This window comes from Bartonella sp. AA97HXZ (genome assembly GCF_042196985.1).
Taxonomy (GTDB): Bacteria; Pseudomonadota; Alphaproteobacteria; order Rhizobiales; family Rhizobiaceae; genus Bartonella.
The window spans coordinates 37,856-53,436 of sequence record NZ_JBHIRC010000007.1 but is presented as its reverse complement, the minus strand read 5'-3'; the positions used below and the strand labels follow the sequence as shown (position 1 = coordinate 53,436).

The following is a 15,581-nucleotide window of genomic DNA, read 5'->3' as shown; positions in this document are numbered from 1 at the left end:
AAAGCTTTATAAGTGAAAGATATGTCGAATCATAAAACATATTTGATGCCTGAACTTCAACATAAACATACTATTGCGGTTTCTTCCCAAGAATATCGAGATGCCATGAGTCTTTTTGCAGGAGCTGTGCATATTGTGACAACAAATGGTATTAAGGGAAGACGTGGGGTGACTGTTTCGGCGTGTTGTTCTTTATCTGATGATCCTCCAACCCTTCTTGTTTGTCTCATGCGTCATAATTTAAAGAATCAGGTGTTTATGGAGAATGGAAATTTTTGTGTTAATAGCTTGGCAGGAAAACATCGCTCATTAGCGGATGTTTTTTCGAGGCGTTGCAATTCTACACAAAATGAGCGTTTTGATGTTGCTCAATGGGGAGCTTTGCAAACGGGGGCGCCTAGTCTTTCAGACGCTCTAGCGTCGTTTGATTGTCGTTTGATTTGTTGGCACGAACACGCAACCCATTGTGTTTTGATTGGTGAGGTTGTTGCAATCAACTGTAATAAAGAAAAAGATGCTTTGATGTATTTGAAACGTGAATATCACACTTTGCCTTTATAAAGATTTTATTTTTTGCATTGATGAAATGATTTATTGTTGCTTCATTTAGATTTTTAACAATGTAGGGAGTAGGGGAGGGATGGCTCTGATATCTGATTTCCTTCTTTTTAAAGTTTTTCAATAAGCGAGAAAAATGATTCTGGATGAGATTTGATCAAGAATTCAATCTACATAAAAAAGCGATCAAACCTAAACAGTGCATTTAGATATATTCGTCGATTGTTATGAAAAAACATTTTACTCTTGTGTTGATGGGTATTGCACAATATATAGACCGCACATAGCATATGTGGAGGTTTTTTATTGCATGAGCGAAGAGATTGATGGTCAATATCGCCCTAGTGAAGATGAGCCTTTTATGAATGAGCGGCAAAAGGCGTATTTTCGTGCTAAATTGGTTTCTTGGAAGAATGATATATTAAAAGAAGCTCGTGAGACTTTGGAAAATTTGCAGGAAGAGAATGTTGGTCAGCCCGATTTGACTGATCGGGCTTCTTGTGAAACTGATCGTACAATCGAATTACGTGCTCGTGATCGTCAGAGGAAACTTATTTCAAAAATAGATGCTGCTTTAGAGCGCATTGATAATGGGACATACGGTTTTTGTGAAGAAACCGGCGAACCCATTAGTATCAAGCGTCTTGAGGCTCGGCCGATAGCCGTTTTGTCATTGGAAGCGCAAGAACGTCACGAACGACGTGAAAGAGTTTATCGCGATGATTAAGGTTATTGAGATGATAAACAAACGAAATTCGTGGTGATAAAATTGTATATTTTTATTTTTGATGGGTAGGAATGAATAAAGATGGTTCTTGCCGCCCCTCAATTTCGGCGGTGATGGCTGAATCTTTTACCGCTTGATTCGTAAAAGGAGAGGGACTTTTATCCGATACATCGTTTCTTTCTGGAGGGGCGGAATTTAGATGTGTGTGTATTTTTCTTTTTTGTATTTTTGATGTATCAGTAATATCGGATTCTACAACTACATCTGTTAATCCGCCAATAAGGAGCAAATGTTCTTTATTATCGCAACGGACTAAAACAAGGCGGCGTGCTCGATCTATAGAAATTACTTCACATAATGCTAATCGTGATAGACTTTTTTTTCTATTAATGCTGTATCTTCCTGTACTTAAGCGACGTAAAAACACGATAATTACGGTAATAGCTGCGATTGTTATTATAAAAAGCAAAAAGCTTATCGTTATGTTTGCAGCAGATACGCCTATCTGCTCTGATAACCAGATATACATAGATTTTCTCCCATTTTGGATGGAAATATTATTTTTTATTGAGATAAAGTTATAAACATACCCTCAAAAGATTCACTTATAATGTAAGAAATAAACTTTTGAATATTAAGCGAGCTTATCTTAGATAATATCATAGTATATACTTTATAACAACATAACAACGAATATAAAGGAAGTTTGTGACATAAGAAATAGCTATAAGCTAAGGCAAAGAGAGATGGATAAAGATTTTCAAAATAATGAAAGATCAGCGTCTTCGTTTCACCGGAGAGTTGTGATTTTTGGTGTTGTTTTTGTATTAGGTTTTCTTTTCATTGTGGGTATTTTAGGTTTTTTTTATCCACAAAACTATTTGCAACAGGCGATATCAATATCTTTTTTGATTCTAGCAATGATCGGTGTTGCAACACTCGTTTTGTGTGGAATGGGAATTTTAAGATATCATGTGTGGTCGCATGAAGATTTTGATTTTAGCATCTTTAATAGGAGCGATGATGCAATTGTAATCTCTGATCTTTCTGGTTTTGTTTATTATTCTAATCAAAACTATCGAAAAATTCTGACCTATAAGCCTGAAGTGTCTTGTTATAGGGTTATTGCGGATCTTCCAGGAGCTGGTGCACTCTCGTACCGCTTAAAGGTTGCAGCCTGTAATAATCTTGCAGCGCAAGAGGAATTGAGAGTAGAACAACCAATTTTTACCGATTCTACACCAAAAAAATCTGTTTGGTATAATATTTCCGTTCAACCTATCACAAAACAGAAAAAAAAGCTTTTATTTTGGCGTATTACTGATATTTCGCACTTACAACAAACGCGAGAAGTTTTTTTCTCGAACCTTCAAGAGGCTATCAATCACTTGGATCAAGCTTCTATTGGTTTTGTATCCGTTAATAGACAAGGAACTATTCTTTATGCCAATGCGACTTTTGCAGAATGGTTTTCAATTGATTTAGCGAATTTCTCAATTGGTCAACATAATTTTGATTCGTTATTTGATAGCGTTGGTGCTAAGAGCTCATGGAGTGATATCTGTTTACAAACCAACAGATATCAAAGTTCAGGTTACTCTTTACCTTATAGGTTTTCGTTATGTTTAAATTCACACACGACTTGTGAGAAAATATTCCATTGTCTTATATCTGTTTCTTCTCTCTTAGAAGAGGAAGCCATTTATCGTGTTGTGATCATTCCACAACAAATACAAAAAGAAGAGGATGATCAATTAAAATTACCCAGTATATTAGGAGAATATTTTGATGCGAGTCCTTTTGCAATAGCCGTGGTGGATCATGCAGGGCAATTGGTTCATATGAATAAAGCTTTTTCATCACTCACGGGATGTATGGACAAAGCTGTCAATTTTTATGATGTTATTTCTCGTCGTGATTGTGTGCAGTTAGAGCGTTCTTTTCAGAGAATTGCGACAAATAAAAATTATTTTGTTTCTCTAGAAACTGTTTTAGAAAAAAATGAAGAATGCCATTTACGGCTCCATATTATGTCTGTACCGCCCTATCACGGTGATGCATTGCAAGATTTGCTTATTATCTCTGTGATTGAAACAACCGAACAAAAAACTCTTGAAGATAAAATGATGCAAAGTCAGAAGATGCAAGCTGTAGGACAATTGGCTGGCGGCATTGCTCATGATTTTAATAATGTTTTAACAGCAATTTTAATGTCGTGTGATCTTCTTTTAAATACGCATCGTAGTTCTGATCCTGCTCATGCTGATCTGATCAATATTAAAAACAATGCTAATCGTGCAGCTGCTCTTGTCCAGCAATTATTAGCTTTTTCTAGAAAGCAAACACTTCGACCTGAAGAAGTCGATTTTACTGAATTTTTATCAGATATCCGCAATCTTATTTTACCACTTTTGGGGAATAATATTCAGTTAAAAATTATCCATGGAAGAGATTTGTGGAGCGTTGAAGTTGATCAAGCATCTTTTCAGCGTGTTATTATGAATTTGGTTATTAATGCGCGTGATGCCATGTTAGATGGAGGTATTGTTACGATTGCAACAAATAATATTACAAAGCAACAAAGTGCTGAATTTAATCATCTTGGATTAGCAATTGGCGAGTATGTGCAATTGACTATTTCAGATACAGGGGCTGGTATATCTGCTGCTATACAAGAAAAAATGTTTGAGCCATTTTTTACAACAAAAGAAGTTGGAAAAGGAACAGGACTTGGTTTATCAATGGTTTATGGAATTATCAAGCAGAGCGGTGCGTATATTTATTGTGAAAGTAAAGAAGGTGAAGGAGCAACATTTCATATTTTTCTTCCCCGTTATATCCCCAATATAAAAGGAGAAATTTCTCAAAAGATTGAAAAAGATGAAGAGAAAGATAAAAATATAGACTTAACAGGATCTGCGACTGTTTTATTGGTTGAAGATGAAGATGCGGTCAGAATGGGAGGGGTAAGAGCTCTTCAAATGAGAGGATATACGGTTTTAGAGGCAGCAAGTGGGGCGGAAGCACTCTCTATTCTTGAGGAACAAAAAGGAGATGTTGATATTATTGTTTCCGATGTGGTGATGCCAGAAATGGATGGGCCCACTTTATTGAAGGAAGTCCGTAAAAAATATCCTGGTATCAAATTTCTTTTCGTTTCTGGATATGCAAAAGATGCTTTTGCTAAAAATCTTCCACAAGATGCTGTTTTTGGTTTTTTATCTAAACCTTTTACACTCAAACAGTTAGCTGTAACAGTTAAAGAAACACTTTCATCATGAGAAAAAATTTATGCAATAGAAAAATTGCGTATTTTAAGATTTTTTAGGCTAAAGACGAGAGCATTTTGATAAATAGAGCTTATGATAATGTCATAGAACTAAATAAAGAAGAAGAATTTTGAAAATGAAATAAAATTCAAAAAATCACATGTTTTGTGCAAAAATTTATGAAGAGATGGGCTCTATTATGTCAACATTTCATAGAGATTTTCAATTGTAGATACTGAGCAGAAACTATGTGTAAAGCATTGAAATATGCTGATTAATAGATTGTTGATACACTCAAAAAGATAAAAGCTGTTGTTGCGTATCGACTATTTTGCTCTTTCCTTCAATAAATGCTTTTAAAGCTTCAGGATAGAGTTTATGCTCTACTTTAAGAACTCTTTCTGCTAAGCACTCAGCAGTATCATGGGGATAGACTGGAACGGCTGCTTGGGCAAGGATTTTTCCTGCATCCATGTCTTCTGTAACAAGATGAACAGTGCAACCCGTGATTTTTACACCTGCTTGTAAAGCTTTTTCATGTGTGTTTAAGCCTTTAAATGAAGGCAAAAGAGAAGGATGAATGTTTAAAATTCGTCCTTCATAAAGTTTTACAAAACGTGGTGAGATAAGACGCATATACCCTGCAAAGCAGAGAAAATCTGGTTTATATTGATCTAAAATCGTAAAAATATCTTCTTCATGCTCTTCTTTTGTTTTGTAAATTTTACGATCAACAATATGAATAGGTAAGTTATGGTTTTGCGCCTTTACAATACCGTTTGCACGCGGATTATCGCAAATAACCGCGACAATTTCAGCAGGATATTCTTTTTGTTGACTAGCTTGAGCAAGGGCGACCATATTGGACCCATTACCAGAAATGAAAACGACGATTTGTTTTTTCATAAATGCAGTACCCCTTGATAAAGTATTCCTTTATTTTGATCTTGGCATTTTGTTAAAATACCAAGGGGAGTTACAGTTTCTCCTTTTCTTTCAAGAGCTTGTGTAATTGTTTCAGCTGCATGCTGTGCTACGATAATGATCATGCCAATACCACAATTGAATGTTCTTAACATTTCTCTTTCTTCTATTTTACCTTGTTTGGCAATCCATGAAAATACTGCTGGAACATTGATGGTAGAAAGATTAATTTCAGCGCAGAGAGAAGATGGAAGGACACGTGGAATATTTTCAGGAAAGCCTCCACCCGTAATATGAGCAAGAGCTTTAATCCCTTCATATTTTCGCATGATAGGAAGAAGCGATTTTACATAAATGCGTGTTGGTGTAAGAAGTGCTATACCAAGGCTGTTTTCAGGGGAAAAAGGGGCAGGGTCATTCCATTTGAGATAATTTTGCTGGATGATTCGTCGAACAAGCGAAAAGCCATTGGAATGAATTCCAGAGGAGCTTAGACCTAATATAACATCACCTTCTATCAAATCTTTTGAAGGGAGTAGCTTGCTACGTTCGCATGCTCCTACAGCAAAACCGGCTAGATCATAATCTCCCTCTGCATACATTCCTGGCATTTCTGCAGTTTCTCCTCCAATAAGAGCAGCACCGGCTTGTTTACATCCTTCTGCAATACCAGAAACAATCGCAGCCCCTTGTTCAGGGTCGAGCTTTCCAGTTGCAAAATAATCCAGAAAAAAGAGCGGTTCAGCTCCTTGTACAAGTAAATCATTGACACACATAGCAACGAGATCAATACCTACAGTATTATGGTGACCTACTTCGATAGCAATTTTTAATTTTGTTCCCACTCCATCATTGGCTGCTACGAGGATAGGATCTGTAAAGCCAGCGGCTTTTAAATCAAAAAGGCCACCAAACCCACCAATTTCTGCATCTGCTCCGGCTCGTTTTGTAGCGCGTATAAAGGGTTTGATTTTTTCTACCATGGCATTACCCATATCGATGTTTACACCGGCTTTTGCGTAGGTAAGGCCGACTTTGGATTTATTCTTTATAAGATCTTGATTGCTCATTGGAGCCTTCCTTTAATGGAAAATCAGGTTTTGATATTATGCAATGCCATGATAGAGTTCTCTCTGCAAGAGATATTGATAAGAAAATAAGCAACTTTTCTTGTAGCTTATTTTGAAGTTGTTTATAATTTTTTGTGAAGATTTTTTTAGGATATTTTATGAGCAAGATATCAGATAATCACGGACAGTCTTCTTGGCAACTTATGAGAAAGAAAGTGAGTGAGAATACATCTCGTGATCGTTATAAGACTTATGTGCCAGCGTATACTCAATTACCGTTGCCGAATAATATGAAAAGACAAATCTTTTTTTGGCTTGGTACGCTGATTTTTTTCATTCTTTTTATGTTTGTTTTTGGATCGATTTTGCTTCCTTTTGTGGCAGGGATTGTGTTGGCTTATTTTCTCAATCCCATTGTTCAATTACTTGAAAAATTTGGTATTCGTCGTGTGTTTGGGACTGTCCTTATTACCTTATTTATTGTTATTACCTTTGTTGCTGCTTTAGTTATTTTGATTCCTGTTATTAGTTGGCAAATACAGCAATTTATGAGTGATGGTTTACCTGTTTATATTAATCGTATTCAAACCTTTTTTGTTGAGCATGATTTTGATTGGTTAAGGCGCTATTTTGGAAGTGATCCAAATGAATTACGGAATAATATTAAAGGATTTTTGGGCGAAGGTTCGGATTTTATTACGTCTCTTTTGAATTCACTTTTAAAGTCAGGAAAATCTATCGTTAATATCGTTAGCCTATTTGTTGTGGCACCTGTGGTGGCATTTTATATGTTATTAGATTGGCCACGTATGGTAACAGCAATCGATTCGTTAATACCGCGTGATCATCTTGAAACCGTCCGTAGTATTTTTCATGAAATGGATAGAGCTATTGCAGGCTTTGTTCGTGGACAAGGAACAGTTTGTCTCATATTGGGAGGCTATTATGCTATTGGTTTAACGATTGCAGGACTCAATTTTAGTCTTTTGATTGGTATGTTTATTGGTCTTATTAGCTTTGTTCCTTATATCGGCACAATGAGTGGTTTGGTCCTTTCTGTTGGTATTGCATGGGTCCAGTTTTATCCCAATAATTGGGGGGGAATCATTGTTGTGATGGCACTTTTTTTAATTGGTCAATTTATTGAAGGTTATATTCTTCAACCCAAGCTTGTGGGTTCATCAGTGGGATTACATCCCGTATGGTTGATGTTTTCACTTTTTGCTTTTTCTTCACTCTTTGGTTTTACTGGTATGCTTGTTGCTGTTCCTGCGGCAGCGGCTGTTGGCGTTTTAGTTCGTTTTGCTCTTCATACTTATCTGAGTTCTCAGATGTATTCGCGAAGCGGAAATTCGGAGTCGCTAAAATGAATGGGCGTGAAACGCAATTATCTTTAAATTTTCCTTATGATCCGATTTTTCAATTTGAGGATTTAGTGGTAACGGAAAGCAATCGTATGGCTTTTCAGCTTATTGATCACTGGCCCAATTGGAGCTTACCTATTGCAGTTTTGGTTGGTAAAGAAGGATCTGGAAAAACGCACTTTTCTAATATATGGCTCCAAAAAGCAGATGCTTTCAGGATTCAGTACAATGAACTTGGTCAGGCTGTTACTATGGCTTCTTTAGGAAGATCATTTTTAATAGAGGATATTGATACAGGTGAAATCAATGAGACAGAACTTTTTCATTTAATTAACAGTATTAAGCAAAGAAATCTTGATGCACGACAAGCTACTTTATTGATGACGGCACGAACACTTCCTTCCGCTTGGAATTTAACGTTAAATGATCTAAAAAGTCGTCTTAATTCGGTGATGTTCGTTGAAATTAATCAGCCTGATGAGGCATTGTTAACAGCTGTTGCTTTTAAGCTTTTTTCCGATAGGCAACTTATTGTACATCCAGATACGGTTTATTATCTTGTAAGCCGTTGTGAACGTTCTTTATTTTCATTGAAGCGTGTTATTGATTCTGTTGATCAGTTGGCATTACAAAGAAAAAGAAAAATAACACGTGCTGTTATTGCTGAAGTTTTAAATAGAAGAAATCCGTAAATACTCCTTATCATGGCTTACTTATTCTGTCCTTTTATTATCGTTTCAATATGTGAAAAGACAAGTCATTTAAATTTTTTCTTTTTTGGATATCTATATAAGAGAGAAAAATAGTGTTTTTTACTTTTGTCATGTGTTTATTTTAAATAACTTTGAGATTTTATTGTATGATGTTGAATTCTTTTCATCTTCGCATTTGAAAATTTTTCTAAAAAGAGCGCTTTATTTTATTTATAATGAAACCTTTGTGCTTTGAAAAAATGTTTGTTGTTTATGAATATGAATTGTCGCAGATTCTAGAGTTTTTAATAAAAGAGTCTTTGGGAAGATAGAAAAAGAGGGGAAAAAAGCTTAATACAGCTGAATTCTTTGGCTTATGTTCTCTTTGGGAAAATTTATCTATGATATTTAAGTCGTTTTTTTCTAAAACTGTATCTGTGAAATGCGTTTTGATACAGTGAGAGCTTGCTTAAAACAGGATAAAAATTATGAAGTCCTTATAGAGAAATTCATTCTTTTTTAATATAGATTGGATTTTTTACGGAGGTTATTTTCTACTATTTGTCAATAAATTTGTTATTGAGTAGGGGAAAAATTAAAAAATGTGCTTTTTTGTAAAGAAATGCAACAAAATTTAAAAAAAGTGTGTTTTTCTCTTGCACTTCTGTTATGAAAATTTTAGGAAATGTGCATCAAGTAAATGTAAATGGCGGAGCGTAGCGCAGCCTGGTAGCGCACCTGATTTGGGATCAGGGGGTCGTAGGTTCGAATCCTATCGCTCCGACCATATTTGATTGAGTGTGTGAGAATGACCCAATTGGGTACGTGTGGTGAGAAACTATCATCCAAGCGTTGTGTAATCTGAAGGAAAAAGGCATGATCGCACGTATTTATAGTCCTGCTAAGACAGCTATGCAGTCAGGTAAGGGGAATACAGGTTTTTGGATTCTAGAGTATGAGCCAATGAAAGCAAAAATGCTTGAACCTCTTATGGGCTATACGGCAACGTCTGATATGAATAATCAGGTAAAGATTCGATTTAATAGGAAGGAAGAAGCGATTGCTTTTGCACGTAAGAATGCTATCTCTTACCGTGTAGAAAAGAAACATACATCGATTCGACGTGCTATTTCTTATTCTGATAATTTTCGCAGTGATCGGCAGCATTCTTGGACACATTGAATTGAAGATGCTATTTTGAATTGAGAAAATAATCAGTTGGGTCCCGTAGCTCAGCTGGATAGAGCAACGGCCTTCTAAGCCGTGGGTCACAGGTTCGAATCCTGTCGGGATCACCATGTTTAAATGATATTTATAGGCTATAAAAAGTTAGAGAGTTTTCCTTTTATTCTATTAGCTTATTTTTCTGTATAATCCCGAACCTTTTTGATGTTTTTTGGTTTATTTTGTTGCTACACGTTTTCTGTTGACTGTTTTAGTATAAAATAATGCTGTTTTATCTTTTTTCAGTAATAATTGTTTTTGATTATTGAAACTTATAGCATTGCATTTTCGTGCCGCGTGTTGCTACTACATTACATGCTTTAGGAAACAGATTGTAAAAATTATTTTTTAAGAGCTTCTTTTCATCTTTCTGAAAATGAATATTTTATTTCTTAGATTAGATTTAAGCATTGCTGCTAATGCTGGTGAAATTGCCAAAAAACATCTATTGTGATTTTTTTTATTTTTTATGAATAATATTATTACGTTTTTTGGCATGATCTTTGGTAAGATCGATTTTTATTAGATACAAGGCATGATGGATTCGATTTAGAACAGTTTATGAAACATTGAAGAATAAAAACGATATCTGTTTATGATGAGAATTTACAGATGACACAAGAGGTGAAAATATCTTCTTGTATTGGAAGCTGTGATTCATAACAAATTACTTCTTTATAGTTTTTTCGTATAAAAAGATGTTATATGTGCCGTCCAGATAAGATATTGTTTTTTTCAGTGAGAGACACTTGCGGACAATTTGATTTAACATGATTGTCACTGTTTTTCAGGTAGGATTGTAGGTTTCATCAATGTTTAGGTTTTCTTAGTCTTATAGGTTTAAGAATATACACTGTATATTTATATGAATGAAGATAGGTTGTATCTTAGAGTTAAATTTTTAGATTTCATATTTACATTTTCAAATGTTTTTTCTTATTTCTTTATAGCTTGTACATCATGTGAGAAGTATTTTAATATTGGATAACAATCACATTAAAATGTTATGCAGATGAGCTCTGAAGATCTAAACTCACACGGTTCAAGGTGATCATTATTTCAATAGGAATACAGTGTGAAGAGAATGCCATTTTACAGGCTTTGTTTTAAGAGATATCTCTTAAAGCTCACTTCACGCTGGCGCTCGTGAATGGTACAATGATAAATCCATTGAGCTCCATCATCTTTACACTTATGAAGAAATAAGCTGACATTATCATACACTTTGCCTATTTGTCAGCCTCCGATGTTGCAATAGATCTCAGTACTTGAGGCATTTATCGGCATTTTTGTGCTTTTTTATACAATTTTTACTTAATACTAATTCCTCTTATGACGTGTAAGAGAGACGGTTTTGTTTGATTCAATATAAATAGGTTTGAAATAAGAAAACATTACGATATTCGGATTTCTCATTCAACATAGCAAACAATAAAACATGATTATAAATCAATGTATTTTTAGAATGAAAAAATTTGCTTTTATCGTGTTTTTTACTCTTTTTAATATTTTATTATAATCTGTAATTGGTAAACTCAAAATACAGCTCTAAGGTTAAGTGTTTTATATCTATCGAAGTGACTGTGGTTATATCTAACTGTTTGGACAACAAGTTGTATACCAATAGACATGAAAGAATTAAGAAAAACAGTGGATAGATCAGGAAACAAACAATATTTTTCAGAACGGAAGCCTATGCTTGTGGAAAGAATTTTAAAATCAAACTTCTAATCTGTTGCAAAATGAGGCTGTTATTACGTTTGTGATACTTTTAGATGGCTTCCCCCAAGAGGCGCTATCAGAACGTAAAAAATATTAGAAACACTCCGTAAAGTATGCCCTTTGTAGAGGCATGTTGCAAAATCTTATTTCCGAATCTTTATTTACGCATCCAGTACCTTGGAAGAATACGATAACTCAATAATTTATTTATACTATAAAGTTGAATGGTGGGCGTGACAGGGATTGAACCTGTGACCCCTACGATGTCAACGTAGTGCTCTCCCGCTGAGCTACACGCCCATTCATTGATGTTGCATACACCATATAGAATGCCAAACGTCAATGCCTAATTTAATTTTCTCTTTCAACAGATGCAAATAACTTTAAAAAATACTTTTTAAGCAGCGATAAGGATCTTTTCAACTTCATTGACGAGTTCACGTAAGTGAAATGGCTTAGAGAGAACCTTTGCATCAGGAGGGGCATCACTATTTGAATTGAGTGCTACCGCTGCAAAACCTGTAATGAACATTACTCGTAAATCAGGGTCAATCTCAGTAGCACGTCGTGCGAGTTCGATTCCGTCCATCTCTGGCATCACAATATCAGTCAGGAGAAGGGAAAATGGTTCTTCTTGTAAACGTTCATATGCGCTAATACCATTATCGAAGTCGGCGACTTCGTAGCCTGCACGTTCTAGGGCTTTTACGAGAAAGCGACGCATATCGTTATCATCTTCTGCGAGCAGGATTCGTTTCATGATTATATTCCAATGGCTCCATTTGTCAGAGTTTTGCCGCATCAATTATACAATATAGAGTATTTATAAAAAAGATGGTAAAATGCTCATAATTGAAATGAATGGCAAAATGGTTAATTCTTACATTCTGATTCAAAATACAGCATATTCGTTGTGAGTTGGTTAAATTCGAAATATATGTGATTTTGAAAAAAGAAGGGGGTCTCTAAAACTACTAAGATGATTCTTTACTATCTTTTCTTTAAAGTTACTGATTATTATCAGAATTCCATTAAAAAACTTATGAAAACCGTTATTGTAGGGTTTTCATATATCGAGAAATTAGAAGAATATTATGTTAATTTATTGTTTTTAAAAAGTTCTCCTAAGAAATAGAAATTTTATAGTTATTTGTTTTTATAGAGATTTGTAATAAATATTATAAATGTGCTTTATTTCCAGTTTTTTCCTTAAATAGATGAAAAATATTTTTTTCTAGAATAATATTAAATTATCACTTAATAACAGATCAAAAATAGTATTTTGATGCTTTATTTGTAAATATGTATCATGTTATATTAAGATAGATTTATTATTTTTATTTATATAAATAGTTTTTTTATTAAGTTATTTTTTATGATGTAAAATAATATTGTTTAATGTAATGATATACTTTGTATATTAGTTTTTTAGTAGAATGCGTGGTGAATATTTAGGTTATGGCTTGCCTGTAAAGGCTAGAAAACAAATCATATGAGTGGTTGGAAAGAAAAATCTATTATATTTAAAAGTGTTTGTAGATCCAATGCTCGTAGAAACTTTCTTTTTTGATGGGGCGGAGCGGAAATTAAGGTTTAATGTTATTTTACAGATACATTATCGGGAATAAAGGCATCAAATGCAGCCCAAAATTGTTTTTTATAATCTTCGTTAATCATAATTGTATCCAGTTCAGCGCCTGTAATAGTAATACTTTCTGTTAGACGTGTGTGTTGGCATAATTGCCGCACTTCAATGTTGTTTGCAATATTGTTTTGATTGGCAAGAATAAAGAGTGTTGGGATTCGTAAATCTCCATGAAGTACATTTCTCTTCATAGAATCAATCGCATTAAATACTGAAGCCATCCATTGGGATGTTGGGGGCTTAATGGAAGGGAGCGGCACTTTATGTATGTGTCCCAATTGTATATTTTTTTGTTTTGTCTTGTTTAATTTTTTACTATCTTTCGCTGGTATAAAGCCAAGACCTATATCAGAAAGAAATTGTGTTAACTTATGTTGAAAACCATTCGTTTTATTGCCGAATGGAGCAAAAAGGGGAGAAACACAGAGCAATCTATTAAACTGATGATTAATGAGATCTAATCCGCTAAGTGCTATCAATCCACCTATGCCATAGGCGAGCATAGAGTAAGGCGGCGGACAATTAGGATAAACAATACTTTTAAGAAATTTATATAAGTCATTAATATCATTATTTATATCAAAACAATGATGTCGGCTTTGTTTTCTTATCTTGAAGGATGTTTTTTCTTGATCAAAGCAGTCAAATATTGCTGTATGAAAACCGCGTTTAGAAATTTCATTTATTAATAAAAAATATTTTTCTAAAGTATTTGCGTAGCTTTTGAGAATAACAATTGTTCCCTTAGATTTTTCCACCTCAGGATATGTTATAGCAAAACGAATTTCGTGATCTATTGCTATTTTAAGAGTATCATGATGGATATTAAGAGAAGTGGAACCCCAGTCTATGGGATAAAGAGGTGTTTCCAATTGAAATCCTTTACAGTGTATTTGCCACTTAGTACTTTGACATTTATGTAATAAAGAAAGAGGATTAAAAAAGGGGTATATTGCTTTTTAGATAGTTTTTATCAATTTAGGTCCCAAAGAGTTGAAATAAAGAAAAACGATTACTAGATAATATAGTGCGGTTGCCATGATGGGGCTGCAGGTTCGCAAGTAAGTTTGCCATATGGGAACTTTGTGAATTAGTTATAAATTATAGTCGCTCTAGAGGAGGGCAATATTATGCGTCAAGTAGATTTTTCACCATTTTATCGTTCCACAGTAGGTTTTGATCATCTTTTTAACTGGTTTGATTCTAGAACACGACCAGAGGAAGTTTCTTCTTATCCCCCTTATAATATCGAGCGTTTAACTGAAGATTCTTATAGAATTTCTATGGCTGTTGCTGGTTTTTCTCAAGATGAAATTGATATTGAAACGCATTGTAACCAGCTGATCGTTAAGGGAGACAGAAAGTCTAAAAATGATGATGAAGAGCGAGAATTCCTTTATCGAGGTATTGCTTCGCGTGCTTTTGAACGGCGTTTTCATTTGGCTGATCATGTTAAGGTTATTGGGGCAGAACTTGGAGATGGGCTTCTTCATATTCAGCTTAAAAGGGAAATGCCAGCTGAATTAAAACCCAAAAAGATAACCGTACAGATGTCACCATCCATTACAAAAAATGATAACAGCGACGTTATCGTGTAAAGAAAATTTAGAAAATATGAGATCGGATAATTATAAATTTTTCTGAAGAATAAAAAACGCGAGGCAAAAGGTCTCGCGTTTCGTATGTGTTTTCCTAAGAACGAAGCGCATTTTAATAAAACAGCTTATCTCGAATTTTTGATAAAATATCATTGCACATTATTCTACGTTGAAGAAGAAGTTCATGTGTGTGCAATTGAAATGCATAATAATTCACTTTTTAAGTAAGCTTATTTTATAGCATTTTAAAAATGGTCGGAGCGGCGGGATTTGAACCCACGACCCCTTGACCCCCAGTCAAGTGCGCTACCAAGCTGCGCTACGCTCCGAGTTCGTGTAAAACGATTAAATGACTGTTTCTTTAAAGGCAAGAGAAAAAATAAACAGAATAAAATCTAAAATGCTCTTGCACTTAGAGCTTTTGAAAGTAAAAATTTTGGACATCAATATTTTGTTGTTAATTCAAGATAAATAACGAATTTGTAAAATTCTTTGTGATCATTAAATTTTTAGCTCTATAGTTAATAGATGTATGCATTTAATTACTTTTGAGATTGTGAGGAGGGGGTAAGATTGGTGAATTTAGGGGTATGAATTGGAGCAAATGAGTGCTGAAGGTATATTTTTTTCTTACCTAATCGTTACTTTTCTAAAAAGATAAAGATTTTCAAAAGAAGAGGAGTGAATGTATGGTTTTGAAAAGTTTTCGTTTTTTAGAGTTTTATAGACGAGGTATTTTCATTTTATATGGATAAAAAATTGTAAGTTCTGGATTGTATAATCACAAA

12 protein-coding genes and 4 tRNA genes are annotated in these 15,581 nt (G+C 34.4%); 9 read left to right on the top strand and 7 right to left on the bottom strand.

All coding sequences use genetic code 11. From position 1 onward, the window contains the following. Positions 1–21 precede the first annotated feature (21 nt). Both ACFINE_RS05430 and dksA read left to right on the top strand, forming a co-directional pair. The gene (locus ACFINE_RS05430) at positions 22–561 is read left to right on the top strand and encodes a flavin reductase (RefSeq protein ID WP_375611549.1); all 540 of its coding nucleotides are present in this window, start codon (positions 22–24) and stop codon (positions 559–561) included. Positions 562–868: 307 nt separating this feature from the next. Beyond that, positions 869–1,285, top strand: coding sequence for an RNA polymerase-binding protein DksA (gene dksA / locus ACFINE_RS05425; RefSeq protein ID WP_015856486.1), 417 nt, complete (start codon positions 869–871; stop codon positions 1,283–1,285). A 52-nt stretch (positions 1,286–1,337) separates the two neighbouring features. Here dksA and ACFINE_RS05420 read toward each other — a convergent pair whose 3' ends face one another. Next, positions 1,338–1,814: a hypothetical protein gene (locus ACFINE_RS05420; protein ID WP_375621317.1), complete on the bottom strand. Its 477-nt coding sequence runs from the start codon at positions 1,812–1,814 to the stop codon at positions 1,338–1,340. Between the two features lie 217 nt (positions 1,815–2,031). Here ACFINE_RS05420 and ACFINE_RS05415 point away from each other — a divergent pair, with 217 nt between their 5' ends. Further along, positions 2,032–4,566: a response regulator gene (locus ACFINE_RS05415; protein ID WP_375621316.1), complete on the top strand. Its 2,535-nt coding sequence runs from the start codon at positions 2,032–2,034 to the stop codon at positions 4,564–4,566. A gap of 282 nt (positions 4,567–4,848) precedes the next feature. On the opposite strand, the gene purN is transcribed toward ACFINE_RS05415, so the two are convergent. Further along, entirely contained in the window at positions 4,849–5,460 is a 612-nt protein-coding gene (gene purN / locus ACFINE_RS05410) for a phosphoribosylglycinamide formyltransferase (RefSeq protein ID WP_375621315.1), read from the bottom strand. After that, positions 5,457–6,548 (bottom strand): phosphoribosylformylglycinamidine cyclo-ligase, encoded by a 1,092-nt coding sequence (gene purM / locus ACFINE_RS05405; protein WP_375621314.1) that lies wholly within the window; start codon positions 6,546–6,548, stop codon positions 5,457–5,459. Before purM ends, purN begins: the two co-directional genes overlap by 4 nt. Before the next feature lie 158 nt (positions 6,549–6,706). Here purM and ACFINE_RS05400 point away from each other — a divergent pair, with 158 nt between their 5' ends. The 5 genes from ACFINE_RS05400 to ACFINE_RS05380 all read left to right on the top strand — a co-directional run bounded on the left by ACFINE_RS05400 (position 6,707) and on the right by ACFINE_RS05380 (position 9,902). Continuing rightward, entirely contained in the window at positions 6,707–7,918 is a 1,212-nt protein-coding gene (locus ACFINE_RS05400; RefSeq protein ID WP_375621313.1) for an AI-2E family transporter, read from the top strand. Next, on the top strand, positions 7,915–8,604 hold the full coding sequence (gene hdaA, locus ACFINE_RS05395; protein WP_375621312.1) for a DnaA regulatory inactivator HdaA: 690 nt from the start codon (positions 7,915–7,917) through the stop codon (positions 8,602–8,604). The genes ACFINE_RS05400 and hdaA overlap by 4 nt, the downstream gene beginning before the upstream one ends. A 710-nt stretch (positions 8,605–9,314) precedes the next feature. Continuing rightward, positions 9,315–9,391: transfer RNA gene (locus ACFINE_RS05390), tRNA-Pro, on the top strand. Positions 9,392–9,480: 89 nt separating this feature from the next. Next, on the top strand, positions 9,481–9,786 hold the full coding sequence (locus tag ACFINE_RS05385) for an ETC complex I subunit (RefSeq protein ID WP_375611556.1): 306 nt from the start codon (positions 9,481–9,483) through the stop codon (positions 9,784–9,786). 39 nt (positions 9,787–9,825) lie between these two features. Then, positions 9,826–9,902 (top strand) — tRNA-Arg (locus tag ACFINE_RS05380). 1,873 nt (positions 9,903–11,775) lie between these two features. Here the strand turns inward: ACFINE_RS05380 and ACFINE_RS05375 are convergent. The 3 genes from ACFINE_RS05375 to ACFINE_RS05365 form a co-directional block, all read right to left on the bottom strand. Next, a tRNA-Val gene (locus ACFINE_RS05375) sits at positions 11,776–11,850 on the bottom strand. A gap of 97 nt (positions 11,851–11,947) precedes the next feature. Then, complete coding sequence (cpdR, locus tag ACFINE_RS05370; protein ID WP_005773448.1) at positions 11,948–12,310, bottom strand: cell cycle two-component system response regulator CpdR; 363 nt, start codon at positions 12,308–12,310, stop codon at positions 11,948–11,950. A gap of 839 nt (positions 12,311–13,149) precedes the next feature. Beyond that, a complete protein-coding gene (locus ACFINE_RS05365) occupies positions 13,150–14,067 on the bottom strand; it encodes a serine aminopeptidase domain-containing protein (RefSeq protein WP_375621311.1) in 918 nt (305 codons plus the stop codon). 258 nt (positions 14,068–14,325) lie between these two features. Between ACFINE_RS05365 and ACFINE_RS05360 the strand changes: the two genes are divergently transcribed. After that, on the top strand, positions 14,326–14,793 hold the full coding sequence (locus ACFINE_RS05360) for an Hsp20 family protein (RefSeq protein ID WP_375621310.1): 468 nt from the start codon (positions 14,326–14,328) through the stop codon (positions 14,791–14,793). 252 nt (positions 14,794–15,045) lie between these two features. Here ACFINE_RS05360 and ACFINE_RS05355 read toward each other — a convergent pair. Continuing rightward, positions 15,046–15,122 (bottom strand) — tRNA-Pro (locus tag ACFINE_RS05355). Positions 15,123–15,581: the final 459 nt, after the last annotated feature.

Coding starts and splice junctions, on each gene's coding strand:
- ACFINE_RS05385 (WP_375611556.1), top strand. CDS start 9,481: ATGATCGCACGTATTTATAGTCCTGCTAAGACAGCTATGCAGTCAGGT.
- cpdR (WP_005773448.1), bottom strand. CDS start 12,310: ATGAAACGAATCCTGCTCGCAGAAGATGATAACGATATGCGTCGCTTT.
- ACFINE_RS05360 (WP_375621310.1), top strand. CDS start 14,326: ATGCGTCAAGTAGATTTTTCACCATTTTATCGTTCCACAGTAGGTTTT.
- purN (WP_375621315.1), bottom strand. CDS start 5,460: ATGAAAAAACAAATCGTCGTTTTCATTTCTGGTAATGGGTCCAATATG.
- dksA (WP_015856486.1), top strand. CDS start 869: ATGAGCGAAGAGATTGATGGTCAATATCGCCCTAGTGAAGATGAGCCT.
- ACFINE_RS05430 (WP_375611549.1), top strand. CDS start 22: ATGTCGAATCATAAAACATATTTGATGCCTGAACTTCAACATAAACAT.
- hdaA (WP_375621312.1), top strand. CDS start 7,915: ATGAATGGGCGTGAAACGCAATTATCTTTAAATTTTCCTTATGATCCG.
- ACFINE_RS05415 (WP_375621316.1), top strand. CDS start 2,032: ATGGATAAAGATTTTCAAAATAATGAAAGATCAGCGTCTTCGTTTCAC.
- ACFINE_RS05400 (WP_375621313.1), top strand. CDS start 6,707: ATGAGCAAGATATCAGATAATCACGGACAGTCTTCTTGGCAACTTATG.
- purM (WP_375621314.1), bottom strand. CDS start 6,548: ATGAGCAATCAAGATCTTATAAAGAATAAATCCAAAGTCGGCCTTACC.
- ACFINE_RS05420 (WP_375621317.1), bottom strand. CDS start 1,814: ATGTATATCTGGTTATCAGAGCAGATAGGCGTATCTGCTGCAAACATA.